The organism is Mycobacterium gordonae (assembly GCF_001417955.2).
Lineage (GTDB): Bacteria > Actinomycetota > Actinomycetes > Mycobacteriales > Mycobacteriaceae > Mycobacterium > Mycobacterium gordonae_B.
On record NZ_LKTM01000146.1, the window covers coordinates 1 to 25,962 of the forward strand.

The window sequence follows — 25,962 nt, forward strand, 5'->3', positions numbered from 1 at the left end:
CATTTGCCGTTCGTCTCGATCCCGATCCCGATCAACCCGCCACCGCCGCCGCCCCCGCCCGCGGAACCCGGTCCGTAGCGCATCTGCCAGGTTGAGCGCAGACTGGGCAGTATGAGCGATAAAGGTGGGTCGGGCGGCGGCTTCGGGTTCGATCCCGAGGACTTGGACCGGGTGATTCGGGAAGGCACCGAAGGGCTACGTGACGCGTTCGAGCGGATCGGCCGGTATGTCGGGTCCCCCGGCGGGCGCCCGGGCTGGTCGCTGCTCTTCGAAGATCTGTCCCGGCGCAGCCGCCCGGAACCCGAAACCGCCGGCGAGGCCGGCGATGGCGTGTGGGCCATCTACACCGTGGACGCCGACGGCGGCGCGCGGGTTGAGCAGGTGTACGCCAACGAACTCGACGCCCTGCGCGCCAACAAGAACAACACCGACCCCAAGCGCAAGGTGCGCTTCCTGCCGTACGGCATTGCCGTCAGCGTGTTGGACGACCCGACTGATGGCCCGGCGAAAGACGCAATAGGCGATCCTGCCTAGACCCGGCAGCGGCCTATGCTGGGCAGATTGTGGCCGCCACCCCATCCGTCTGCCATAACTGCGGTTCCGAGCCGCGCCAGGGCGCGCGGTTCTGCGACGCATGCGGTGCGCCGCTGACGGTGGTCGTCCAGCCTGCCGAATACAAGCAGGTGACCGTTCTGTTCGCCGACGTGGTGCGGTCGATGGACATGGCGGCAGCCCTCGGGCCCGAGCGGTTGCGCGAGGTGATGACCGAGTTGGTGGATCGATCCGCGGCGGTGGTGCAGCGTTACGCGGGCACCGTGGACAAATTCACCGGCGACGGCATCATGGCGCTCTTCGGTGCGCCGATCGCGTTGGAGGACCATGCTTTTCGCGCCTGCCTGGCGGCCATGGACATCCAGCAGGTGGCGCAGCGGCTGGCCGCCGAGGTCTCCCGCAGGGACAACATGGATCTGCGGGTGCGGGTCGGCCTGAACTCCGGGCAGGTGATCGCCGGCGAAGTCGGTGCCGCCCACCTCGGCTATACCGCGGTCGGCGAGCAGGTGGGGATGGCCCAGCGGATGGAATCCGTCGCACCACCAGGCGGAGTCATGCTCAGCGAGTCCACTGCCCGGCTGGTGGACGACCGGGTGGCCCTCGCACCCGCGGAAACGGTGCGGATCAAAGGCTTCGAGACCGGCGTCCCGGCGCGGCGACTGCTGGGCGTCGGTGTCGAGGATCCCGGACGAACCCACAAGGTGCGCCACGAGTCCCGGCTGGTCGGGCGCCACGTGGAGACTGCGGCCGCAGCGCAACTTCTGGACGAGGCGGGGCGCGGCCACGGAGCCATCGTCACGGTGTCGGGGCGGCCCGGTGTCGGAAAGACCAGGTTGGGTCGCGAGGTGGTGGCGACGGCCAGCGGGCGCGGATTCGAAGTCTTTGTCACCTACTGCGAATCCCACACCCGCGACATCCCGTTCCACGTGATCTCCCGGCTGCTGCGGGCGGTCTTCGGTGTCGGTGCGGTGCCGGCGGAGGCCGGCCGGGCGCGGGTCCGGGCCAAGTTTCCCGGCGCCGGCGCTGAGGATCTGCTGCTGCTCGACGACTTGCTGGGCATTCGCGACCCCGAGACCGTGCTACCGGACATCACCCCGGAAGCCCGCCGCCGCCGGTTGGTCAAACTCATCGAAACCGTGGCGCTGACCCGGGCCGAGCCGGCCTTGTACGTCGTCGAGGACGCCCACTGGATCGACAGCGTCAGTGAAGCACTGCTCGCCGACTTCGCCGCGGCGGTACCGCGGATGCGCGCGGCGCTGCTGGTGATCTACCGGCCCGAGTATGACGGGGCGCTGTCCTCGATCACCGGTTCGCAGCATTTCTCCCTTGTGCCCCTTGATGATTCGCACACCGCCGAACTGGTCGGCGCGCTGCTGGGTCCGGACCCCTCGGTGTTCCGGTTGGCCGCCGTGATCGCCGAGCGGGCGGCCGGTCTGCCGTTCGCCGCCGAAGAGATCGTGCGCGACCTGGCCGAGCGGGGTGTCCTGGAGGGGCTGCCGGGCAGTTATGTCTGTGTCCGCCCGCAAGCCGACATCCAGGTACCTGCCAGTGTTCAGGCGATCATCAGCGCCCGCATCGACCGCCTCACCGCAACGGCCAAACGCACACTGAATGCCGCGGCCGTCATCGGCCTCCGATTCGATCAGCAGCTGCTCGAATCACTGATGGATGCAACGGATTTGGCGCCGCTGATCGAGACGGAGCTGATCGAGCAGATCGCTTTCACCCCGCACGCCAGGTACGCGTTCTGCCATCCGCTGATCCAGGCGGTGGCCTACGAATCGCAGTTGAAGTCCGGGCGGTCGGAGTTGCACCGGCGGGTGGCGGCCGTGCTGCAACGCACCCACGGCCGCTACACCGGCCAGGAGGCCGCCATCGTGGCCACGCAGTACGCGGCCGCCGGCGATCTGCGGGACGCCTTCGACTGGCACATGCAGGCGGCAACCTGGTACGGCACCCGCGACATCCGGGCGGCGCGCAAGAGCTGGGAATCGGCGCGCGACGTGGCCGACCGGTTGCCCGACGACGAACCCGACCGGCTGGACATGCGGATCACACCGCGGGCAATGTTGTGCGGCAGCACTTTTCAGGTAGGCGGTACGCCCTCGGACACCGGATTCGACGAACTGCGCGAACTCACCACCGCCGCCGGCGACAAAAGGTCACTGGTGCTGGGGATGGCCGGACATCTGACCACGCTGACCTTCAACTCCCGCAACTCCGAAGCCGCCGAGGTGGCCTCGGAGTTCACCACGCTGGTCGAGTCGATCGGCGATCCGGTGCTGACCGTCGGGCTGTTCTACGCAGCGGCTCAGGCGAAGTGGGAAGCCGGTCAGGTGAGCGAGAGTCTGCGGTTGACCCAGCGCGTCATCGACATCGCCGACGGCGACGCCACCGTGGGCGATTTCCTTCTCGCGTCGCCCCTGGCCTACGCGCTCGTCGTCAGGGGCGCCGCCGGCATGTTCGTCGGCCGCTGCGGCTGGCGCGACGACCTCGAGGCGGGCATCGCACTGGCCCGCTCCGTCGACGCGGGCGCCGCGCCGTTCGCGCACCTGTACAAATACCAGGCCGCGCTGCAGAACGGCGCCGTGCTGCCCACCGCGGCGGACGTGGCGCAGGCAGCCGAGGACCTGGAATTCGCCGAGCAGTCCGGCAACGACACAGCGTTGGCGTACGCGCTACTCAACAGCGCGACCACACTGATGCACACCGATCCAGGGGACATGGCGGCCGGACTGGAGTGTCTGGCCAGGGCGCGGGCGTTGTTCGTGGCAGAAAAGCTGACCCTGTCGCTGCGCCGGATGGTCGACATCGAGTTCGCGCGGGAACAGGCCAGATCCGGCGAGGTCGATGCCGCAATAGCTTTGGCGGCAACGGTTCTCGACGAACAGTTCGACTGTGGTGAGGTGATCTTCCGCGGGCCGGCCAGCACGGTGCTGGTGGAGGCGCTGTTGTCGCGAGGCTCTGCTGCCGACCTCGAGGCGGCCGAACGTGCCGTCGACCGCTTGGCGGCGGTGCCGACCGAGCCGGGATTCGTGCTGTTCGAGCTTCCGGTGCTGCGGTTGCGGGGCTTGCTTTCGAGGGCCCGCGGCGACGAATCCGGTTACCTGCGATGCACCCAGCGTTGCCTGGCTCTGGCGCACGAGGCCGGCTACGAGGCTTACCTCGGCTGAAGCGGCACTCAGCCCTGCTCCACCACGTTCCCGCTGCCGTTCTTGCTGACCTTCGGGGAACCGGAGTGATAGGTGACTTTGTTATTGAGTCCGGAGGCCTCGATGGTGTCGACGTTGTCGACCGTGACGACGTTCTGCAGGCCGGAGACGTTCACCGTCGCGCAATGGCCGGTGAGTGTCACCGTGTTCGAGATGCCACTGATGTTGATGTCGTTGCCGCTGCAGGCGACGGTCTTGTTCTCGTTGATGCCTGAGATCGTGACCGGCTCGCCCGCCGGCGCGGTGGCCGACGGCGAAGGACCGGTGCTGGGTGCGTGTGTCTTGCCGGTGGAGGGTGCGGTGCGGGTCGGCAACGTGCCGGGAGTCGCGATCGCCGAAGTGCTTTCGGTGGGGGACGGAACGACGAGGTCGCCGTGGGAGAACTGGCGCGCGGCATAAGCGGCGATGCCGCCCACCAGAACTAGCACGCCCAGGACGCCCACGGCGGCCAGGATCCAGAACCAGCGCATCCCCGACGACGAGCGGGGCGTGGCGCCGGGATAAGGGCTGCCGTACCCGTAGCCGGGCGGAGTCATAGTCGACGGCATGGGCGGGGGAACCGGCCCCGGTGGAGGCGGCGGGTAGTTGTAACCTCCGGCGGAGCCCAGGTCGGAGCCCGCCTCGGAGGCACGTGCCTGGTCGGCCAGGGGCTGCTCCAGTTCCCGGATCCGGGCTTCCGGGTCATCCTCTGGTTTCATGCCTGAGATGCTCCCATATCGGCAAGGACGCGGAATAGGCTCGGCGTCGTGCCCGCATTGCCGAATCGACAGATCCTGTTGCGCCGCCGCCCCTCCGGTCTGGTGCAGCCCGAAGACACCGAGCTGATCACCCGCCCCGCCCCGGAACTCGCAGCGGGAGAGGCGCTGCTGCGCACCACCTACGTGGGCATCGACGCCGCCCTCCGCACCTGGCTCGACGACCAGCCCAGCTACCTGCCGCCGGTGCAGCTGGGAGAGGTGATCCGGGCCGCGGGAATCGGCGAGGTCGTCGAAACACGATGCGACGCTTACGCTGTCGGCGACATCGTCACCACGCTGACCGGGTTCCAGGAGTACGTGGTGATCCGCGACGACATCTTCAGCACACCCATCCCGGGTGAGGACGACCAGTTGGCGATCATGTCGGTGTACGGGCCGACGGGCGCCACCGCGTACTTCGGCATGACCGATATCGGCCGTCCGCAGCCCGGCGAAACGGTGGTGGTTTCCGCCGCGGCGGGTGCCACCGGATCGGTGGCCGGGCAGATCGCCAAGATCGCCGGCGCCCGGGTGGTGGGTATCGCCGGCGGCCCCGACAAATGCCGGGCGGTCGTCGAGGACTTCGGGTTCGACGCGTGCATCGACTACAAGAACGACGACCTGGCGGCCGCGCTCAAAGAGCACTGCCCGCGCCGCGTCGACGTCTACTTCGACAACGTCGGCGGACCCGTCCTGAACGCGGTACTGGGCCGGCTCGCGTCCAAGGCGCGCGTGGTGCTCTGCGGCGTCATCTCGAGTTACCTCACCGGCGAGCACCCGGGACCGTCCAATTACGTCAATCTGCTGTCCAAGACCGCGTCCATGCAGGGATTCAACGCACTCGACCAGTGGGGCCGCTTCGACGAGGCGTTCGCCAACCTGCGCCAGTGGGAGTCCGAGGGGCGGCTGCGGCACCGGCAGACCATTTACGAGGGCATCGAACAGTGTGTCGACGCCCTCAACGGACTTTTCACCGGCGCCAACATCGGTAAGACACTTGTGAAGATCAGCGAGCCGGGTTGAGGCCACCGCGCGAAAAGCTTGCCGCACTGACCTGGAGCTACGTCGACACCGCCTCGCCAGAGTCCACGCGACGCCCGGCGGGCTGCTATCTTCCATGCCATGCCACAGATGGACCGTCGCCGCATGCTCATGATGGCGGGATTCAGCGCACTGGCGGCCGCGACGGCGGCCCCGACAGCAAATGCCAGCCCGTCTCGGCCGGCCGCACCCGCCGGCCCCGCACCGGTGCCCGCCGCCCCCGCGGCCGGAGCGACTGGTGGATTCATCTGGCACGACGAGTTCGACGGACCGGCCGGTTCGGCGCCCGATCCGGGCAAGTGGGCGATTTCGAATTTCCGGACGCCGATCCGTAATCCGGTCGGGTTCGACCAGCCGCAGTTCTGGGGGCAGTACCGCGACAGCCGCCAGAACGTGTTCCTGGACGGCAATTCCAACCTGGTGTTGCGCGCCACCCACGATGGCCACGGCGGCTACTTCGGCGGCCTCGTGCATGGTCTGTGGCGTGGCGGCGTGGGCACCACCTGGGAAGCCCGCATTAAATTCAACTGCTTGGCGCCCGGTATGTGGCCGGCGTGGTGGCTATCCAACGACGACCCTGGCCGCAGTGGCGAGATCGACTTGATCGAGTGGTACGGCAACGGCACCTGGCCGTCGGGTACCACGGTCCACGCCAACCCGGACGGCACCGCGTTCGAGACCAATCCGATCGGTGTGGACGGCGGCTGGCACAACTGGCGCGTCAAGTGGGACGTCACCGGGATGTACTTCTGGGTGGACTATGCCGACGGCATGGCCCCGTACTTCTCGGTCCCGGCCACCGGCATCGAGAACCTGGACGAGCCGTTCAAGGAGTGGCCGTTCAACGACCCGGACTACACCGTGTTCCCGGTCCTGAACCTGGCCGTCGGTGGCTCCGGCGGCGGCGACCCGGCCGCGGGCAGCTACCCGCAGGACATGCTCGTCGACTGGGTGCGCGTCTTCTGAGGCTGCAGAGCCGCCCCTAGTTCGACAGGTGCAGGTACCAGAGCCCGTCGTCGCCCTGACGGCAGTCCCAGTGCGTGTAAGCCGCGTCGTTGTGGGTGATCTCCACGTGCGGGCCGTCGGCCTGGCACGCCGCCAGCGTCGCGTAGCTGCCCTCCACCTGCACTTCGTCGGCGTTGGCCACCGCTACCGCGGTGGTGAACAACGCAGCGCCTGCCGTCAGAATCCCGGCAGCGAACATGGTCTTCATCTCCGAGCCCCCTTCTGAAACCGTTGGCACTTGGATTGCCAGATTGCGCATCGGCGAAACTATGAGGGCCCTCCGTTCGAACGTATGATCGATCGATGGGGCGGCTCGCGTCGATCGGCTACAACGGGCAACCGCTCCGCGGGCCCTTTCGTCCGGTGCGTCCGCCCGTCCCGGTGCTGGTGGACCTGACCGTGCTCTTCCCGCGCGAGCCACACCGCTCGGGCCGCTACCACCCGAACGGCCTGCAGTTGCACAAGGTCGTCGAGGGCACACTGAGTTGCTGGGGCCTCTGCGAACAGGGCGACTGGTGGGGGCTGGTGACCTACCCGGTGGAATTCGGGGCCCGGCACAAGGCGGTGACGCACTGGGTGCCGGCCTGGACCCTGCGCCGAAAGGGTGAGCGGCCGTGAGGTTCTGCGTATGCCCACCGTTAGGGTGGACCGAATGAACCGACGGCCCGTGCGACCGCTGCGCAGTGTCAAGCAGATCACCCGGGGTTTGGGCGCTCTCGATCGCGAACTGTTCGAGGCGGTCGCCGAGAGTCCGACTCCGTTGCTCGACAAAGCGATGCCGCCGTTGACCCGGGCTGCCGACCATTCCAAGCTGTGGTTCGCCATCGGGGCGATCCTGCTCGCCTCGGGGAAGAACTCCGCACAGCGCGGCGCCACCCGCGGCCTGGTATCGCTGGGAGTGACCAGCCTGGTGACCAATCAGGTTGCCAAGCGTGTCCGGCGGCGTCCGCGTCCGCTCTACGATTCGGTGCCGCTGGTGCGGCGCGTCCGGCGCCACCCAACCTCCAACTCGCTGCCCTCCGGGCACTCCGCCAGCGCCGCCGCATTCGCCGTCGGGGTGGGCCTGGAGAATCCGACGATCGGCTTCGGGCTGGCGCTGCTGGCCGGTCTCGTCGGGTTGTCCCGCGTCGCAGTCGGTGCGCATTACCCCGGGGATGTCGTCATCGGTTTCGGTATCGGCTCGGGCATCGCGGTCCTGGGCAGTCGCCTGGTCCCGCCGATCGTCGAGACCGCGCTGCCGAAGACCGAACCTCTCCGGGTCGAGACGCCCGAACGGCCCGATGGCTCGGGGGTGGTGCTGGTGATCAACCCGGCTTCGGGCAGCGGCACCGGCGCCCGCGTCCTCGACGAGGTTCGTGCCGCGTTGCCCGAGGCCGAAATCGTCGAACTGGATTCCTCCGATGACCCGCGCGAGGTGCTGCGCGGCGCCGCTGAGCGGGCCGAGGTGCTGGGGGTCGGCGGCGGCGACGGCACCGTGTCCGCGGCGGCCGCCGTCGCCCTGGAAGCCGGCCTGCCGCTGGCGGTTTTTCCGGCCGGTACGTTCAACCACTTCGCCAAGGACATCGGCTGCGACTCGGTGGCGCGGACTGTCGACGCGATCCGGCGGGGCAGCGTTGCATACGTGGACCTGGTGCGGCTCAACGAGAGTCAGATCGTGGTGAACACCGCCAGCATCGGCGCATACCCGGCGTTCGTGCGACGGCGGGAGAAGTTGGAGAAGAAGATCGGCAAGCCGCTGGCGGGCATGTACGCCATGCTGCGCACGCTGCGCACGGAACGGCCCGTCCGGATCAGCTACGACAACAAGACGCTACAGACGTCGCTGTTCTTCGTGGGAAATTCGCTATACCTACCAACGGGATTCGCGCCCTCGCGGCGCACGCGGATGGACGACGGCCTGATCGATGTGCGGATTCTGGAGACCGGCCGACGGCTGGCGCGCACCAGAATTCTGGCCGCCCTGGCGCTGGGCCGTCTGCAGCGCAGCCCGTTGTACCACGAAATGCAGGTGCCCCAATTCAGTTTCGCGGCGGTGGACGGCCCGACGTTGATCGCGCACGACGGTGAGATCGGCGAGAAATACGACCAGGCGAGCTTCGCCGCGCAATACCGGGCCCTACCGGTGTTTCGCCCCCTTCCTCGTCGGGCTTAATTCCCCTCGGTCAGTTCGCGAACTTCGTAATAGTGTTGCAGCACTGCAGGTTCGGAATCTGCGATGAATTCCCGGGTCGCCGGCGGCGACCAGCCGGGCGGCTCGGGTGATCCGCTACCTGCCCAGGCCGCCTGCCGCGCCGCGCCCAGTGCGACGTATTCGGCTGGGGTGGGTACCAGTACGGGCATGCCGAACACGGTCGGCGCTATCTCGCACACCGCCCGCGACTGCGCGCCGCCGCCGATCAGCAGAATGCGGCGCACGCTGACGCCGTGCGTGGTGAGCTGGGCGAGGCCCTCGGCCAGCGCACAGAGCATGCCTTCCACCGCCGCCCTGGCCAGGTTGGCGGGCATCGAGTTCGAGACCCGAAGCCCGTGCAGTGCACCAGAGGCGTTCGGCCGGTTGGGCGTTCGTTCACCGTCCAGGTAGGGGACCAGTACCAGGCCCGCACTGCCCGGTGGGGCCGACAGTGCCAGGCCGGACAACTCGTCGTGGTCGACCCGCAGCATCTTTGCCGCCGCATCAAGCACCCGCGCGGCGTTGAGGGTGCACACCAGCGGAAGGTAGCGGCCGGTACCGTCGGCGAAGCCCGCCACGAATCCCTGGCCGTCGCGGACCGGGTCGCCGGCAACCGAACACACCACGCCCGAGGTTCCGATCGAGACGATCACGTCGCCCTCGCCGGCACCCAGGCCGAGTGCCGCGGCGGCATTGTCGCCCAGGCCTGCCCCGAATAACATTGAGCCACTCATTGATTCGGCGGGGCCGAGAACGCGTGGAAGGTCCGGACTGCGCCCGCGCAGGGCCAGTTCGAGCAGGTCGACGCGGTACCGGTTCGTCTCGGCGTCGAAGTAACCGGTGCCACTGGCGTCGCTGCGGTCGGTGGTCAGTGCCGCGACATCGGATTCGCCCCGGAGCCGCCAGGTCACCCAGTCGTGCGGCAGGCACACCGACGCCGTGCGGTCGGCATGGTGGGGCTCGTGGTCGGCGAGCCAGCGCAGTTTCGCGGTGGTGACCGCGGCCAGTGGCACCAGTCCGACGGCCTGCGCCCACGCCTGCGGTCCGCCCAGGTCGTCGACCAGGTCGCGCGCCGCGCCAGCCGAGCGCACGTCGTTCCACAGCAGCGCGGGGCGCACGACCGCACCGGCGGAGTCGAGGCACACCATTCCGTGCTGCTGCCCGCCGACCGATACCGCTGCCACATCGTCGAACCCGCCCGCCGCGGCGATCGCCTGCCGGGCAGCCGATTCCCATGCGGCGGGGTCGATTTCGGTGCCGTCGGGGTGCGGGGCGCGGCCGTTGCGGATCACCGCACCGGTGTCGGCGTCGCAGATCACCACCTTGCAGGACTGGGTCGAACAGTCGATACCGGCGACCAGGGTCACGGTCGCAGCAGCTTCTCGACTGTCGCGCGGGCGCCGTCGCGGTGCAGCGAATCCAGCGTCCACAGATAGGGCTCCACGAAACGGGGCTCCTCGATCAGGTTGCCGAAGATGGACCGGTTGGCCAGGAACGCCGACGCGTCGGCGCGCTGTGAGCGGGCGATTGGAATCAGGGTGTCAGCCCGCGGATCCACCACCTCGATGGGATGGCCTTCTTCGTCCACCCCCTCGGCGTACCGGGCCCAACTGGCGACGATGGCCGCGGACAGGCGCACCGAGCCACCGGAGCGCAGGTTGTCGCGAACCACCGGCAGCAACCACTTGGGGATCCGGTCCGACGATTCGGCGCAGAGTCGGTCCACCGTGTCGCGGACGTGCGCATTGGCGAAACGCGGCAGCAGCCCATCCTTGAACTCCCGCAGTCCGGGCACCGGTGTGAGGGTCGGCATCGCCTCTAAATCCATGTAACGGCAGAGTAATTCGGCGATCAGCGGGTCTTGCGCGGCGTCGTGCACCAGGCGGTAACCGGCCAGATACGCGAAATAGCACAAGCCCTGATGGCTGGCATTGAGCAGACGGAGCTTCATCGCCTCGTACGGCGACACGTCATCGGCGAAGGTGACACCCGCGCGGTCCAACGGTGGTCGCCCGTCGGCGAAGTCGTCCTCGAGTGCCCACATCGCGAACGGTTCGGTGATCACCGGCCAGGCGTCGTGGACGCCGAATTCGGTTTTCAAGCTTTCGATCACGTCGGGGGTGGTGACCGGCGTGATCCGGTCGACCATCGAGTTCGGAAATCTCGTGTTCTCGTCCATCCATTGCGCCAGTGCGGGATTGGACTTTTGGGCGTAGGAAGTGAAAGCCTGCCGCGCGATATGGCCGTTCCCGACGATGTTGTCACAGGACACGATTGTCGGCGATTTCACACCTCGTAGCCGACGCCGGTCCAGAGCCTCGGTGACCAGCGCGAAGACGGCACTCAGTGGTTCGTTGTAGCCACCCTCGGTGATGGTCAGGGTGATGATGCGCACGGCAGGATCGGTGAGGAGCTCAATGACATCTTCGGGATCATCTGGTGCATAACGGAAGTCGACGATCGAACCGATGACCCGAGGTTCCCGGGTGCCGTCGGGGTGGGCCAGGGTCAGGGTATAGAGATGGTCCTGATCGCGCAGCGCGTCGCGCATTCGCCGGTCGCGGGGCAGCACGCCGACCCCGCAGATTCCCCACTTGCGGGCCATGCCCTGGCTGAGCAGCCGGTCGACGTACATGGCCTGATGAGCGCGGTGAAAGCCGCCGACGCCGAAATGGACGATGCCGACCTTGATCCGGCTGCGATCGTAGGTGGGTGTCGGTATCCGCAGCGTGTGCAGGTTTCGGGCGTTGAGCTTCATGCCGGTAACTCGTTGCCGTGCCGGCGGTAGGCGGACGGGGCTCGGCCCCAAGCACTTCGGAAGGCCCGGGTGAACGAGCTGGCGCTGTCGAACCCCACCCTGGTGGCGACCTGGAGCACGCTCAGTTGCGGGTCGGCGAGCAGCGCCGCCGCCCGCATCAGGCGGGCTTGTTGTGTGTAGTCGCGCCAGGTCATCTGCAACTCGCGATGGCATAACCTCCGCAACGACCGTGGCGACATGCCCGCGGCGGCCGCAGCTTCGTCAATGGTGATACCGGCCAACGTATTGCGCGTGTGTTTGAGCGCCGCGGCGAGCTGAGGATGAGTGGTCGTCGGCAGGCTGAATGGGCTCTGCGATCCCAGCAGCTCGGCCAGCAACTCGGCGAAGCAGTGGAAATACGCCTCCGCCACCGCGTCCGGCGAGTCCCTGTCGATCGGCCACCGACAGGCGTAGATGATCATCTGCCGGATCAACGGCGAAACCATCACGATCCCGGCGCCCGGGCGGGACGGTTGCAGGCGGATCGGATGCAGGAATATCGACACCGACCTCACACGGGTGTCGATCGTGCTGATGTGTCCCAGCCCGGCCGGGATCCAGGCGGCCTGCCGCTCGGACAGTACATACGCACCGGCATCCGTCTCCACTTCCAGAACGCCCTGCACGACGTACTCCAGCTGGTGCAAGTCGTGGGCGTGGCGCGCCGTGGTTACCCGCTGGCCTTCGTAGACAAACGCGCCCGCCGTGCAGGCGCCACCCTGCCGCATGTCGATCAGCGCAGGCGTGTCCGCGCAGGACAAGACTGTGGCCGTTTGTGCAGAGAGTGTCATGGCTCTCCGATGGTACGACTGAGTGTCATGTCAGCGCAGTCGTTTACGCCCGCCGCGGGTGACCCGAAGTACACGAAGTACTACGACACGGTCATCGCGCTGTTGACCCGCGAAGCCCGATGGCGTTCGGCCGCCATTGCGCGGCTGGATCTGAAACCGGACGATGTCGTGGTCGATATCGGCTGTGGCACAGCATCATTGGCGATAAGGATGAAGCAGTCGCAGCCGGGCGCCCGGGTCGTGGGCGTCGACCCTGACCCGCAGGTGCTGGCGATAGCGCGCGACAAGGTGCACCAGGCCGGGGCCGAGGTCGAGTTCGTGCAGGCCATGGGGGACCGGGCCGTCGAGCTGATCGGGCCCGGGATCGCCGACAAAGTGGTGTCCAGCCTGGTGCTGCATCAGTGCCCGGTGCCGATGAAGAAGGCCATCATCGGCAACATGTTCGCGCTGCTGCGGCCCGGCGGGCAGCTCCTCATCGCCGACTTCGGTGTGCAGCGGGACGCCCTGATGCGGCTGGGCTTCCGAATCGTTCAGTTCGCCGACGGCAAGCAGGACACCCAGCCCAACGCGGACGGAATACTGCCGGGATTGATCGAACAAGCCGGCTTCGCGAATGTCTCCGAAGTGTCGGCGATCAGAACCGTTTCCGGGTCCATCTCCTTATACGTGGCAACGCGACCGGTTCCGGGGGGCCCAACAACCCGTTAATGTCGGACGATGTACCTTGTGCGGCCGGCAGAGGCGCTGGCGATCCTGTGTTCGGTGCTGATCCTGGTCGCCGGTTGCCACTCCAAACCGGCGACGTCGAGTTCGGACGCACCACCCGGGTCGGGTTCGCCCGGTTCGTCCCGTGCTACTGGGCCGGTGCCGGCCGGAGCCCTCTTCACCACCGCCGTGCCGTGGAACGTCGACGTTTCGGGCGCCGCCAAGGCAGTCCGCTCGGATGCGATCATTCAGGCGCTGAGTGCTGCGGGCGGTTGGGGGACCGGAGCCCTACAGGCCGACTTCTCCATCCCGATCTTCTTCGCCGACGGCAACTCACGAAAGACGAAGGTGGTCGGCATCGAGGACTATTGCGGCGGCGGACCGGACTGCGACTCCGTTCCCGCGCAGATGCCGTTGCCGGCCAAGGCATACCTCGAGGGTTCGTCGAGCCTGAATTGTGACACCACCGGCGCCACCGAGGGGCAGGAAGACTGTCACCTGCTCGTCGTCGACCGCGACCAACGCAAACTCTACGAGATCTATCACGGCAGCCAATCCGGTAAAGACATCACGGCGCAGGCCTTCTTCGTCTGGGACCTCGCGAAGGCATACCCCGAGACATTGCGTGGCGATCAGTGCACCAGCGCCGACGCGGCCGGTTTCCCCATTGCCGCAATGTTGCCGACTGCCGATGAAGTGGCTTCTGGCGCAATCAATCACGCGATTCGCTTCATCCTCCCGAACGACCGGATGAAGGAAGGCGTCTACGTGCGTCCGGCCACCCACGCGGGAGGTCCGGCCAGCACCGATCCCAATGCTCCGCCCTACGGCGTGCGATTCCGGCTGCGAGCAGACTTCGACGACTCGCACTTCTCCAAATCCGAACGGGTGGTCATCGCCGCTCTGAAGAAGTACGGAATGCTGCTCGCCGACGGCGGTCAGGTGCCGCTCACCTTCGCCGACGACCGAACGAGCACCAAGAAGTGGTCCGAATTGGGCATCAGCGCGCAGTCATTCAACGACATCGGCGTCGATCAGTTCGAGGTCGTCGATCTGGGTGAGGAGATCAAGCTCACCTACGATTGCGTCCGCAACAAGTGAGCTGCCTCAGGCCTTGGCGAGAGTGAACTGCGCGACGTCCGTGTAGCCCTCGCGGAACAGGTCGGCACAACCGGTCAGATACTTCATGTAACGGTCGTAAACCTCTTGCGACTGAACGGCGATCGCCTCGTCGCGGTTGGCTTCCAGCGCGGTCGCCCAGGTGTCGAGGGTGCGCGCATAGTGCGGGCGTAGCTGCTGAATTCGGTTGAGCGAGAAGCCGGCGTGCTCCGCGTGCTCCTTGACGGCCTTGGCGGGAGGAAGGTCTCCGCCGGGAAAGATCTCATCCATGATGAACTTCATGAACCGCAGCTTCGTCATGGTGATGGGCAGCCCGCGCTCGGCGAATTCTTCCTCGCTGGGCTGAATGATGGTGTGCAGCAACATCACCCCGTCAGCGGGAAGAGCCTCATAGGCCATTTTGAAGAAGTCGGGGTAGCGGTCCCGCCCGAAGTGCTCGAAGGCGCCGATGGAGACGATCCGGTCCACCTTCTGGTCGAATTGTTCCCAGCCCTGCAGCAATACCCGCTTGCTTCGCGGGCTGGGGTGCTCGTCGAGCCGTCGTTGGGTATGCGCCTGCTGGTTGCGGCTCAACGTCAGGCCGATGACGTTCACGTCGTACTGCTCGAGCGCGCGGATGATCGTGGTGCCCCAGCCGCACCCGATGTCGAGCAGTGTCATGCCGGGCTCTAGTCCGAGCTTGCCGAGGGAGAGATCCACCTTGGCGATCTGCGCCTCTTCGAGGGACATGTCTTCGCGTTCGAAGTAGGCGCAACTGTAGGTCCGGGTCGGGTCCAGGAAGATCTCGAAGAACTCGTCGGAGAGGTCGTAGTGCGCTTGGACGTCCTCGAAGTGCGGCTGCAAAGTTTCGGATTGATTCTGGTTTTCAGGCATAACGGCAACTTTCGACTCGACTCCTGTCGAGCGTAGCGGTGCGTGATCCAAGCCCGATTGACCTAAGCCATGCTAGCCCGTCGGGAACACCGCCTCGGACGCGTGGCCGGGAAGAGGCTCCCGCGACACAACGTGTTGCCTGGTGACACGCGGTCCACGCGGGGCCAGCGGGGCGGTTCCCGCCTGTAGCCGAAGGATCCGTCCGCCGATCTGGATGTAGCAGCCGGGGCGCCATGTAGCCGGCTCCCAGGGGGCGATCGGGGTCCAACCCCGCTGGGCCGGCTCGCGCAGGAAGACGCCGTTGGTCGAGCCGCGGTCGACGACGACCACCTCGCCGTTGACGGTGCGGACCTCGACGTGGGCCCGGGACAGCAGACCGGCGGGGTCCTCCAGACTCACCGGACGGAGTCCGCGCTGCGCGGCATCCGACCCGTGCGGGTCGCGGCCGATGACGCAGTCGCGGTCGATCTCGAAGTGGGAGCCGTCTTCAAGGACCACCCACCGCCCGGGCCGCGGCGACGCGACCGCCGGCACGCGGCGGCCGGGGGTTTGGGTGGAACGCAGGACGGCGCCGTCGCCGGGCACGATGCCGCCGGTGATCCGGTAGACGCCGTTCGCCGGGATGCCGGCGCGTGACCGCTGTCCCAGCTCCTCGACGGCGACCACTGCGGCCACCGCTGGCATCGGCACCGAGTAGTGCACCAGGCGACCGCGGCCGTGCAGCAACGTCCGGTCGTCGCCGTCATCGAGCGCGACGGTGACACTGCCGCACAGCAGGATTTCCAGGCCGGCCGAGGTGGGCGTGACGATGCCGACGTCGACCAGCGTGTGGGTCCAGGGCTGACGGGACAGCTTGGCGAAGGCGCTGACCAGCTTCTGCGGGTCGGTCCGCCGCACCATTTCGGCCAGGGCCGCGAGCTGTTGCGCGGCGACGGAGTGCTCGGTCAGCGCCGTCCGCTCGCGGTGGGCGACCACGATGACGGTGCCGTTGACGTTGGCCACCAGGTGTGCGCCTGGGATGACCTCGACCTCAGTCGACGGGGAGGTCGACGGGGAGCTCGACGGTCCGGCCTCGACGTATTCTTCGGCCGCCTGCACCGCTGCCGCCACGGCGAGGTCTTCGGCTGGCGCCGGGGTGTCGACGGGTTCCGGCGTCTGGGCCGGCTCAGGGGTGTGTTCCGCGGTCTCGCTGATGCCGATGCGCGAGTGCAACCAGCGCAACGGCTTGGGGGCCCACCAGTTGAGGTCGCCGGCGACCCGCAGGAACGCCGGGACGACGACGCCGCGGATGATGGTCGCGTCGATTACGACAGCGAGCGCCGTGCCGATGCCGAACATCTTCATGAACGACAACCCATTGGCGAACGAGATCAACGTGATCGTCAGCAACAGCGCGGCGCTGGTCACGATCCGTCCCACCCGTCCCAGCCCGATGACGGTGGACGCGTCATTCGACAGGCCGGAGTCGCGGGCCTCCTTGATTCGGCTGAGCAGGAAGATCTCGTAGTCGACGGAGAGGCTGAACGCGATGGCGCAGAGCAGGACGACCATCGACGGGTTCAGCGGCGCGGGGGTGAATCCCAGCAGGCCGGAAAGGTGGCCTTGCTGGAAGATCCAGACCAGGACACCCAGCACCGCGCTGAGCACCAGCAGGTTCAGCAGCAGCGCCTTGACCGGCACCACGACGCTGCCGGTGAACAGGAACAACAGGATGAATGTCGCCACCGCGATCAGGGCGATGGCCAGTGGGAGCCGGTCGGCGATCGCGGCGCGGCTGTCGATCAGCGTGGCGGTCGGCCCGCCCACCTCGACCTGGTGGCCGGTGATCTTCGCGCGGATGTCGCGGACCAGGTGCTGGGCCCGGTCGGAGTCCGCCTGCACCGACAGGTAGACGAAGGCGTAGCCGGCCCCGGACGCGGCGGGCGTCGGACCGACCGGCTGGCCATGCTCGTAGCGACCGATGGTGCCGTTGACCAGGACGACGCCGTCCATGCGGGAGACCTCGGCGGCGAGATTGGCGAGCACGCCGGCATCGTTGCGGGTGACCAGGGTGATCGCCTGAGACGGGTCGAGGGAGAAATCGTGCTGCAACGACTCGGCCACCAGGCGCGCGCTGGAGTCCGTCGGCAGCGCGCGTTCGTCGGGCGTGGCGTACTGGGCGTGCAGGAACGGGACCCCCAACGCGAGCAACGCCGCGACGACGGGCACTGCGTAGAGCAGCGGCCGGCGGGTGACGACTTCGGCGAAGCGCCGCCAGAACAGCGAGTCCGCCGACAGCGGCACCTTGCGCCGGATCACCGCGAGCGAGTCGACGCGCTTGCCCAGCAGAGCCAGCAGCGCGGGCAGCACCACGATCGCGCTGAACGCCGACAGCAGCACGGTGGCGGTGGCGGCGAGACCGACCGAACGCAGGAAGTAGGTGGGGAAGACCAGCAGGCTGGTCATCGCCAGGGTGACCGTCGCAGCGCTGAATAGGATCGTGCGGCCCGCGGTGGTGACAGTCGCGATGATCGCCTGGTGGTGGCCCCTGCCATTGGCGCATTCCTCCCGGAACCGGGACACCATCAGCAGCCCGAAGTCGATCGACAGCCCCAGCCCGAACGCGGTTGTGACGGTCAGGGCATGCACGGACACATCGGTGATGGTCGTCATCAGCAGCAGTACCGACAGCGTGGAGACGATCGAGACGACCCCGACCACCACCGGCAGCGCCGCGGCGATGAGCCCGCCGAACACCACGACCAGCACCGCGAGCGAGATGGGCACCGCGATGCTCTCGCTCATCTTGAGGTCGTGTTTGACCTTGTCGCGGATCTCTTGCTGCACACCCAGGGAGCCGCCGGCCCGCACGGCGACGTTCGGGTCGGTGGGCAGGCTCGCGATGATCCGCTTGGCCGTCTCGGCGGCCTCGTCCGCGGTGCCGCCGACGTGGACGAGGATGAGGCCGGAGCGGCCGTCCTTGCTGCGCAGGTCACCGGCGCCCTCGTCGCCGAAGGCCCTGGTGACCTTGGCCTTCGGTTCGGCCGCGATCAGTCGAAGCACCCGGTCCCGCACCGGGGCGACGTCGGGTGCGTCGACGGTGCCTTCGCGGGGCAGCAGCTGGATGACCAGGTTGGACGTGGTCCCGAAATGCTGGTCCAGGAACTCTTCGGCCTGCGACGACTCCGCGGCCGGGTCGGTGTTTCCGCCCGTGCCCAGCTTGTCGGACACCGAGCCGCCGAGTACGACACTGATGCCGAGTAGCACCAGGACCGCCGCCAGCACCGCCTTGGGGCGCCGCACGGTGAAGGTGGCCAACTGCCTCAACATTTCTCGCCTTTCCCCTGAACTCCCCTGAACCGACGGCAGAATTCTGTCGCGACGGCCTTGGGGCTTTCTAAAGGTTTGCTGCGTTCAGTTGCGGGGTTCGCCGGCCAGCCACAGGCGCACCAGGCAGCGTCGTTGCGCCGCCTCGGGGGCGTCGACGAAACTGCGGCGGTTGTGCAGGGTGGCGTGGTTGTCGGCGAAGAAGATGTCGCCCGGGTCGAGGGTGAACTCGACGTGGTTGGCGGGGTCGTTGAGGGCCCGGTCCAGAGCGTCCAGAGCCTGGCGCTGCCGGTCGCTCAGCGGCTGACCGCTGCGGTAGTGGCCCAGCTCGATGTGCAACCGGTTGTACCGGATGCGGACGCCTTCCGGGGTGTCGGTGAAGATCGAGCCGTACGTGAACGGGTCCTCGCCCGGCTGGGTTTCGTGCGAGCGGTCGAAGCAGAACCGCCCGTAGAGTTCCTCCACCAGTTCGGGCTGTGCCGCCAGCACCGCGTTGTATGCGGTGTGGCCACTGACCATGACCGACTCCCCGCCGGACACGGCCTTGCGCAGGCACAGCAGGCCGAGCACGTCGGGCCGGCTTCCGGCGTAGGCGCAGGCCGAGTCGGTGTGAAAGATCAACTCGGAGTTGGTTTTCGAGCCGCGGGCCTCCGCGACGGTCTGACCGGTGTCCTGCACCAGGTAAACCCGGTCGCCCTGGCGGTTCTGCGGCTGCGGCCCGCCCAGGTAGGTGCCCAGGCCCCAGTAGAGCATCGAGGCTTCCTCATCCGTCCAATCCTGCAGCGGCAGGCCGCGCAGCACGCAGAAGCCGGGACCCAGGCGCAGGCAGTGCCGGATGCCCCGGGCGATCTCGACCAGCTCCGGCTCCTGGAAGTCCGATGCCACGATCGTGTCCAGGCGCCGGCCCAGGCGGCGCAGCCGGTCGCGGATGCGTAGGCACGCCGCGGCGTGCTGCGGCTCGACGGCGATCATGTAGTCCCAGGCGTCCAGGCTGGCGTGGTCCCAGACCGTCGGTGCGGCGATCGACCGGCGCTGGCTTACCCGCTGCTGTGTGTTCTTCACTGTGAGCATCTCTTCATCTCCTCTCGTCCGGCTGAGATGCGTTTCTATGAGTTTGGCGAGAGGCACTTGAGAAATCCTTGGAGCTTGTATGGCGGCGGTCAGCGGCCATATCAGCCAGTTCGGTTGGGCCAGGTGGAAGCGCTCGGCGGCGTAGCGCTTCATGGCGGCAGGACCGAAATACACGTGTTGATCCGCGGTGCGCAGATCCCGGAAGCACCGCTGGATGGGATGGCTCGCGTGTACCGCGCCGGCGCCGGCCAATGAGAACGCCCTATCGACGGCTCCGCGTGGCCTGTTGCGCGGCGAGTGGAAACGGGCCCGCTGCGCCACGGACGGGGAGTCTCCGGCGCATGCCGTCTCCCAGAGTGCAGCGGCCTCGTCGAGGACAAACGCCCGCGCGGAACGGAGATCGGCTTGCGCCCCGGCGAACGTGACCTGTGCGTCGGGCTCCCCGGTCTGGATTGATGGGGGGAGTGTCGCCGTCGAAGTCGAAAATATCCCCGTCAAGAACCATTCGGCGTGGCGGTAACCGCTTGAGCTGTTCGTCCTGGAACGGGGTTGGTCCGGCCCGCTACGGCGAGTTCATCACCGGGGCGCTCACCGATGCCCTGCTCAGGCGGTGACGGGAACCAGTTCCGGGCGCATCTGCACCGCCGGCGTGCCTTGCGGGGTGAACCGGATGAACAGCTTCGCCACGAACGGTGCGGCAACCAGCATCAGCACCACCCGGATGACCTGGGACGCCATCACAAACGTCACGTTCGAACCCGAGCCTGCTGCGGTGCCCAGCACCGCGTAGACACCGCCCGGGCTGGTCGCCAGGTACCCGTCCAGCATGCTGAGTCCTGCCGAGTGCGCCAGGACCACCCCCAGGCCGGCCGCGACCACGTTCAGAACCATGATCAGGGCGAACGCGCCGGGCAGGATCCGGCGAATAGCCCGCATTGACTCGCGGTCCAGTGTCAGTACCGTCTGCAGCACGATCAGCACGATTCCGGCCTGGAACACCGGCATCGGAACGGCGAGGCCGTTGGCCAGTCCGGCGAATTCCAGTCCCATGGTAATCGCCATCGGGCCGATCAACCCGCCGCCGGGCAGCCGCAGCCGGCGTCCGGCAACCGCGCCGACCAGCACGATGGCTGCGAGCAACGGAAGTGTGAAATACCAAGGCAGCAAGGTTTTTTCGCTGACCTGCTCGGCGTGGGAGGGAGTGCTGTGGTAGAAGGCGGTGGCGACGATGGGCATGGCGGCCGTGATCATGGCAACGCGCAGGTACTGGACGGCCGCGACGACGCGATCATCACCGCCGAGTTCGCGTGCGATGGCGACCAGCCCGGCCGAGCCGCCGGCGACCAGTGCGAGGCCACCGGTCAGTGGCGTGATGTCGCGGTGCAGGCCGAGTAACGCACCGCCCGCCACGCTGAGGACGAGGGTGCTGACGGCCACCGCTATGACGATCGGCCAGTGCGACCCCAGCGCGTCGAAGGAGATGTCGCGCACCATCAGCCCGGTGTAGACGCCGAGCACGCCTTGGGCGGCCAGACCGATTCCCGGCACGGTCTTGGGCGCATACCGCGCCATCGACCAGGCGAAGGCCCCGCAGACAACGGCGACGATGAGAAGGTCAATCGGGTTCATGGTGTGAAGGGTTCAGCAACCGCCTTGGCGGATTCTTGAAGCGCAGAACAGCGACGACCAGATTAGGTACCGGACTACTCAGTCGGGGCCGTCGTCACCGGGGCACGCTGGGCCGATGGCCGAGGAACTCACCGAGCGTGAGCACGCGCTGCGCAGATTGCCGTTGCCGTACTCGCTGGCGCTGCGGTTGCGCGACGCCGGCGTCGCGGACGAGGTGATCTGCGAATACGTCGGCGTCGAGAACGACTTCCTCGACGGTTTCTATCGGGTCGCCGAAGCGAAACTTGCCGCACTCCGGCTTCGCGCGCTGTGACAAACCGTCTCAGTCGAAGAAAACGCAACGTGCCTCGACTCAGACAGTCCCCCGCAGAAAGCGGTTCGACTGCGAGGCTGTGCCGACTCTCCTACGCTAACCGGGTGCGTCTGACATGGCCGCTGGTTGGCCGGGCACAGGAAATCGCGGTCGTCCAGGCCGCGATATCTGATCCGCGCACGCCGGGGGTGCTCATCTGTGGTGCACCCGGCGTCGGAAAGAGTCGGCTGGCGGGTGACGCAGTCACGGGGCTTGCTGGGTGCGTCACCCGTCGGGCTGTTGCCAGCGCGTCCGCCCGATCGATTCCTCTGGGGGCATTTGCCGCCTGGGTGCGACTGCCGGGGCCGGGCGACGGCCAGTTGGTTCACCTCGTCCGCGACGTGATCGAGTCGCTCACGGCGACAACCGAACAAACCGTGGTCGTCATCGCCGTCGACGACGCACACCTGCTCGATGACCTGTCGGTGTTCGTGCTGCATCAGATCGTGCAGCGCCGGTCGGCGAAAGTGGTGCTGACGGTCCGCAGCGGTGAGCCGCTCTCCGCCGCCCTGCAGGAAGTGTGGAGCGACGGGTTCGAGCGGCTGGACTTGCAGCCGCTGTCTGCCGGCGAGACAACGACGCTGTTATCGGAGGCATTGGATGGTCCGGTGGATCCTGATGTCTCACAACGGCTTTGGAAACTAACCCGGGGGAATGCGCTCTACCTGCGCAACATCGTCGAGCAGGAGCGGGCCGATGGCCGATTGGTGCAACGCCACGGCTATTGGCGATGGACCGGCGATCCCGTGGTGCCGCCCAGTCTGGCCGAGTTGATCGAGTCGCGGATGGGGACGCTGCCCGCCGCGGTGGGCGATGTCGTGGACACCCTGGCGGTGGGAGAGCCGGTCGAACTGCAGTCCCTGGCGCGACTGGTGGAACCGGGCGCCATCGAGGAGGCCGACGTGCGGGGATTGATTGCGATCGGTCCGGTCGACGGCAATGTGGAAGTCCGGCTTGCCCATCCGCTCTATGGCGAGCTGCGCCGGTCGCGGGCCGCGGCTACCCGGTTGCGCCGACTGCGCGGCCGAGTGGCCACCGAGTTGGCCGCGAGTGAGGATCGCGACGAGGTGCGAACCGTGGTGCGCCGCGCCGTGCTGACTGTGGACTCCGACCTGGTGCCGGACGGGGAACTACTCCTCCGAGCCGCGGAAGGCGCGATGTTCCTGGCCGACGCTCCGCTGGCGGACCGCCTGGCGGCAGCGGCGATTCGCGCCGGATGCGGCGTGCCGGCCTACAACATCCGATCGTTCGCGCTGGCCTGGCAGGGCCGCGGTGCGGAGGCCGATGCCGCGGTGGCTGCGACACCCACCGAAGGTCTCTCGGAAGAGGATCGCCTGTACCTGCTTGGTCACCGAGGCTTCAACAGGCTGTGGGGGCTGGCAGACCCCGACGGCGCCAGGGAGCTGTTCGAGGAAGCCGCAGAGTTGGCGACGCCGGCCACGCGCAGCTGGAGCGATGCCTACCTGACCGTCTACTGGGCATCGATGGCGCAACCCGCCAAGGCGATAGCCCTGGGGGAGACCGTGGACCTGGAGTGCCTGCCGGGAATCATCAGTTCGGCCGCGGCGTGGGCGCTGGTTGTCGCCCATGGAGATGCGGGGAACGGCGCCGAGGCGGACCGGGTGGCTGAAGTCGGTTACGCCTGCGTGCAGCGGACGTCCACCGCTGCCCACATGAGGCTGATCCTCGCCGACCGGCACCTCGGTGCGCTGCTGCTCAGTGGTCGCTTGTCGAGTGCCAGTGCCCTTGCTCAGCAGGCGCGCGAGCAGACCGTCGACGTTCCCGGCGTAGCCCAGCTCCTGGGCGCCGCGATCATGGGCCGGGCCGCCGCCGGATCGGGGCGCCTGGCTGAGGCCAGGCGACACTTGCAGGCTGTCGTAGAGCTTTTCAGCGGCGATTCCAACGGTTTTCGGTACCGCTACCTGATCCCGCTCGCGACGACACTGGCCATGTGCGGCCTTGTCGACGAGGCGGACGCGGCGCTGCGGGCACTGGAGGCGGAGCGCCATCGAAGTTGGGGATTCGTGAACTACGAGCGTGATCTGGCGCGCGCGTGGGTGACCGCGTGCCAGGGTGCGCTCAGTGATGCGATCAAGATCGCGCTCCAAACGGCCGAAACCTGCCGTGAAAATGGTCAATTCGCCGCCGAGGTGCTGTGTCTGCAGACCGCCGCGCAATTCGGCACCGGGTCGTCGGCGGCACGGTTAGGTGAACTCCTAGGCTTGGTGCAGGGCCCGCGGGTCGGCGTGGCCGCCCGGTTCGCCGCCGCGCTGGCGTCCGGCAACGGAGCCGAGTTGATAGCTGTATCAGCGGATTTCGAGGCCATGGGTGACCTTGTTGCGGCGCTCGACGCGGCGGCACACGCAGCGATTGCGTTCCGCAACAAAGACTTACGAGGCTCTGCGTTGAGCTGCTCGACGCGTGCCGATGCGCTGGCCGAGCGGTGCGGCGGCGCGGTCACTCCGGTGCTTCGTCAAGCCAGCGTGCCCGTACCGTTCACGTCGCGGGAACGGGAGATCGTGATGTTGCTCGGAGAGGGTCTGCCCAGCCGCGCGGTTGCCGAGCGTCTGACACTGTCGGTGCGCACGGTTGAAGGTCACATCTATCGGGCCATGACCAAAACCGGTGTCTCGAGCCGGGAAGAGCTCGCAGCGTTGTTGAAACCGCGAGCCTAGTCCCGTCCGCCCAGATGTTGTTCGAGGAACCGGTCCACGGCGTCGAACAAGTCAATGACGTTCTCAGGGTTGAGGAAACCGTGCCCCTCGTCTTCCTTGACCAGGTACTCCACCTCGACCCCGCGGGCGCGCAGCGCCTCCACCAGATTGTCGGACTCGGCCTGGACTACGCGAACGTCATTGGCGCCCTGCGCAACCAGCAACGGCGTCTGAATTCGTTCCACCTTGGTGATCGGTGAGCGCTCCAGCATGTCCGCCTCCTGCGCGGGATCTTCCGGGTCGCCGACGAACAGGTGCCAGTTGTTGGCGAGGTGGGGCCGTGCGATCGCCGGGAGTGTGCGCATGAAGTTGGCCAGGCTGGAGATCCCGACGTAGTCGATGGCCGCCGCGAATACCTCCGGGGTGAAGGTGACGCCGACCAGTGCGGCGTAGCCGCCGTAGGAACCGCCGAAGATCGCTACCCGCGCCGGGTCCGCGTAACCCATCTCGACTGCCCAGTTCACCGCGTCGATCAAATCGTCGTGCATTTTGCCCGCGAACTCCCCGACCGCGGCCTTGACGAATGCCTTCCCGAACCCCGTTGACCCGCGGAAGTTGACTTGCAGCACCGCATACCCGCGGTTGGCGAGGAACTGCGCCTCCGGGTCGAACCTCCACCAATCCCTGGCCCACGGTCCGCCGTGGACGAGCAGCACCATCGGCAGGCCCTTCGGTTCCAGTCCGACGGGCAGCGTCAGATATGACGGCAGGTCCAGTCCGTCGCGGGACGGAATCGTCACGGGCGTCATCGGCGCCAACTGCGCGGGATCAAGGTGTGGGAAAGGCCGGAACAGCAGCCTGCTTCGGCCGGTGGAGTGGTCATAGAGGTAGGTGAGTCCGGCGTCCCGGTCGTGGTTGAAGCTGACGATCCATCGCTGACCGCTTTCGTCGGAGGACAACGCTCCGATATCGCCCTCGGACAGCTTCTCCAAGTTCGCCAGGACCTCGGCGAACAGTGGGTCGAGCGGCCTGATGACCTGACGCGCACCCAGATAGCGTGCCCCGAGCAGCTCACCCGTGCGCCTGTGTTGGATCAGTGGTTGCGGCACGAGCGGCATGACCAGGCCCCTGGCGTCCAGGTCGAAGCTGGGGTGGCTGTCCACGGCCGTCTCCGTGCCGTTGACCACGTCAAGCCGGACCAGTCGGGTGCGGTCGGTGCCCTCGTTGGAGCCGATCCAGATTCCCGTTCCGTCAGGGGTGACGACCATCGGGAAAACGCCCAGCGTGTAGTCGGCGCCGTCATAGGTGGCGATCGGCCGTAGCTCGGCCGATGCGGGGTCCCATCGGTGGATTTCAACGTCGCCGGCGGCGGTCAGTGCCACGGCGAACAGATCGCCGTCACGGCTGCTGAGCCATCCCGCGACCTGCCCGGGATTCTCAGCGCGCATGGTGAGTTCGCCTGTGGCAATGTCCAATTCGTAGGCGTCCAGCAACGCGACGTTGCGCTTGTTGAGGTACACGATGGCCTTGCCGGACAGTCCGCCCGGGATCTCGAAGATCGCCTTGGTGCCTTCGAAGGGTGTCAGGTCAACGGCGGAGGCCCCCGGATCCTCCAGGTCGACCCGGAAGATGTGCCAATTCTCGTCGCCGCCACTGTCCTGCAGGTAGAGCAGCCACCGGGGGTCGTCGGCCCATTCGTAGCTCAACACCGAACGGGTGTCGTCCGCGGTGACGCAGCGCGCCGGCTCGCTCTCGTCCAGCGGTTGGACCCACACGTTCAGGCGGTTGCGCCACGGGGCGAGATACGCCATCCGCGTTCCGTCGGGCGAGATGGTCGCTCCGGCGCGGACGGGCGGGCGGAAGAAGTCCTCGACAGAGATCGGTTCGGGCAGTGCCATGCGGCGACTCCTATGCTCGTCGTGCGGTGAATTCGGTTGTTGTGCAGGGA

20 protein-coding genes and 1 pseudogene are annotated in these 25,962 nt (G+C 67.4%); 10 read left to right on the forward strand and 11 right to left on the reverse strand.

The genetic code is table 11. The annotated features are described in order from the left end of the window. Positions 1-111: 111 nt before the first annotated feature. Together AO501_RS13440 and AO501_RS13445 are read left to right on the forward strand one after the other, a co-directional pair. Complete coding sequence (locus AO501_RS13440; RefSeq protein WP_055578198.1) at positions 112-534, forward strand: hypothetical protein; 423 nt, start codon at positions 112-114, stop codon at positions 532-534. 119 nt (positions 535-653) lie between these two features. Further along, on the forward strand, positions 654-3,725 hold the full coding sequence (locus AO501_RS13445) for an ATP-binding protein (RefSeq protein ID WP_231752477.1): 3,072 nt from the start codon (positions 654-656) through the stop codon (positions 3,723-3,725). An 8-nt stretch (positions 3,726-3,733) separates the two neighbouring features. Here the strand turns inward: AO501_RS13445 and AO501_RS13450 are convergent, their stop codons facing one another. Further along, on the reverse strand, positions 3,734-4,462 hold the full coding sequence (locus tag AO501_RS13450) for a DUF3060 domain-containing protein (RefSeq protein WP_055578200.1): 729 nt from the start codon (positions 4,460-4,462) through the stop codon (positions 3,734-3,736). A 48-nt stretch (positions 4,463-4,510) separates the two neighbouring features. On the opposite strand from AO501_RS13450, the gene AO501_RS13455 reads away from it, so the two are divergent. Next, complete coding sequence (locus AO501_RS13455) at positions 4,511-5,524, forward strand: NADP-dependent oxidoreductase (RefSeq protein WP_055578201.1); 1,014 nt, start codon at positions 4,511-4,513, stop codon at positions 5,522-5,524. Positions 5,525-5,623: 99 nt separating this feature from the next. Then, positions 5,624-6,508, forward strand: coding sequence for a glycoside hydrolase family 16 protein (locus AO501_RS13460; protein WP_055578202.1), 885 nt, complete (start codon positions 5,624-5,626; stop codon positions 6,506-6,508). Between the two features lie 16 nt (positions 6,509-6,524). Here the strand turns inward: AO501_RS13460 and AO501_RS13465 are convergent, their stop codons facing one another. Then, positions 6,525-6,755 (reverse strand): hypothetical protein, encoded by a 231-nt coding sequence (locus tag AO501_RS13465; RefSeq protein ID WP_055578203.1) that lies wholly within the window; start codon positions 6,753-6,755, stop codon positions 6,525-6,527. A gap of 95 nt (positions 6,756-6,850) precedes the next feature. Here AO501_RS13465 and AO501_RS13470 point away from each other — a divergent pair, with 95 nt between their 5' ends. Continuing rightward, entirely contained in the window at positions 6,851-7,165 is a 315-nt protein-coding gene (locus tag AO501_RS13470) for a hypothetical protein (protein ID WP_055578204.1), read from the forward strand. 34 nt (positions 7,166-7,199) lie between these two features. Further along, a complete protein-coding gene (locus tag AO501_RS13475) occupies positions 7,200-8,699 on the forward strand; it encodes a bifunctional phosphatase PAP2/diacylglycerol kinase family protein (RefSeq protein WP_055578205.1) in 1,500 nt (499 codons plus the stop codon). Here AO501_RS13475 and AO501_RS13480 read toward each other — a convergent pair. The 3 genes from AO501_RS13480 to AO501_RS13490 are packed head-to-tail and all read right to left on the reverse strand — an operon-like array spanning position 8,696 to position 12,305. After that, positions 8,696-10,084, reverse strand: coding sequence for a xylulokinase (locus AO501_RS13480; RefSeq protein ID WP_055578206.1), 1,389 nt, complete (start codon positions 10,082-10,084; stop codon positions 8,696-8,698). The genes AO501_RS13475 and AO501_RS13480 overlap by 4 nt on opposite strands. Beyond that, positions 10,081-11,475, reverse strand: coding sequence for a mannitol dehydrogenase family protein (locus tag AO501_RS13485; protein WP_055578207.1), 1,395 nt, complete (start codon positions 11,473-11,475; stop codon positions 10,081-10,083). Before AO501_RS13485 ends, AO501_RS13480 begins: the two co-directional genes overlap by 4 nt. Then, positions 11,472-12,305: an AraC family transcriptional regulator gene (locus tag AO501_RS13490; RefSeq protein ID WP_082658606.1), complete on the reverse strand. Its 834-nt coding sequence runs from the start codon at positions 12,303-12,305 to the stop codon at positions 11,472-11,474. The genes AO501_RS13485 and AO501_RS13490 overlap by 4 nt, the downstream gene beginning before the upstream one ends. A 27-nt stretch (positions 12,306-12,332) precedes the next feature. Between AO501_RS13490 and AO501_RS13495 the strand changes: the two genes are divergently transcribed. Beyond that, positions 12,333-13,013 (forward strand): class I SAM-dependent methyltransferase, encoded by a 681-nt coding sequence (locus tag AO501_RS13495; protein WP_055578208.1) that lies wholly within the window; start codon positions 12,333-12,335, stop codon positions 13,011-13,013. Between the two features lie 9 nt (positions 13,014-13,022). Continuing rightward, positions 13,023-14,111: a hypothetical protein gene (locus AO501_RS13500; RefSeq protein WP_055578209.1), complete on the forward strand. Its 1,089-nt coding sequence runs from the start codon at positions 13,023-13,025 to the stop codon at positions 14,109-14,111. A gap of 6 nt (positions 14,112-14,117) precedes the next feature. Here AO501_RS13500 and AO501_RS13505 read toward each other — a convergent pair whose 3' ends face one another. The 5 genes and pseudogenes from AO501_RS13505 to AO501_RS13520 all read right to left on the reverse strand — a co-directional run bounded on the left by AO501_RS13505 (position 14,118) and on the right by AO501_RS13520 (position 21,008). Continuing rightward, positions 14,118-15,002, reverse strand: coding sequence for a cyclopropane mycolic acid synthase family methyltransferase (locus AO501_RS13505; protein WP_055578210.1), 885 nt, complete (start codon positions 15,000-15,002; stop codon positions 14,118-14,120). Between the two features lie 72 nt (positions 15,003-15,074). After that, the gene (locus AO501_RS13510; RefSeq protein ID WP_063892866.1) at positions 15,075-18,311 is read right to left on the reverse strand and encodes an MMPL family transporter; all 3,237 of its coding nucleotides are present in this window, start codon (positions 18,309-18,311) and stop codon (positions 15,075-15,077) included. Positions 18,312-18,395: 84 nt separating this feature from the next. After that, positions 18,396-19,379, reverse strand: coding sequence for a TauD/TfdA family dioxygenase (locus tag AO501_RS13515; RefSeq protein WP_231752478.1), 984 nt, complete (start codon positions 19,377-19,379; stop codon positions 18,396-18,398). Positions 19,380-19,556: 177 nt separating this feature from the next. Continuing rightward, positions 19,557-19,877, reverse strand: a pseudogene (locus AO501_RS40705) (hypothetical protein); the annotation flags it as partial. 105 nt (positions 19,878-19,982) lie between these two features. Further along, positions 19,983-21,008: an AbrB family transcriptional regulator gene (locus AO501_RS13520; protein ID WP_055578212.1), complete on the reverse strand. Its 1,026-nt coding sequence runs from the start codon at positions 21,006-21,008 to the stop codon at positions 19,983-19,985. 115 nt (positions 21,009-21,123) lie between these two features. Between AO501_RS13520 and AO501_RS13525 the strand changes: the two genes are divergently transcribed. After that, positions 21,124-21,321: a hypothetical protein gene (locus AO501_RS13525; protein WP_055578213.1), complete on the forward strand. Its 198-nt coding sequence runs from the start codon at positions 21,124-21,126 to the stop codon at positions 21,319-21,321. A 104-nt stretch (positions 21,322-21,425) separates the two neighbouring features. Further along, positions 21,426-24,035 carry a LuxR C-terminal-related transcriptional regulator gene (locus tag AO501_RS13530; protein WP_055578214.1) on the forward strand — a complete coding sequence of 870 codons (2,610 nt, stop codon included), beginning with the start codon at positions 21,426-21,428 and terminating at the stop codon, positions 24,033-24,035. Here AO501_RS13530 and AO501_RS13535 read toward each other — a convergent pair. Further along, on the reverse strand, positions 24,032-25,912 hold the full coding sequence (locus tag AO501_RS13535) for an alpha/beta hydrolase family protein (RefSeq protein ID WP_055578215.1): 1,881 nt from the start codon (positions 25,910-25,912) through the stop codon (positions 24,032-24,034). The genes AO501_RS13530 and AO501_RS13535 overlap by 4 nt on opposite strands. Positions 25,913-25,962: the final 50 nt, after the last annotated feature.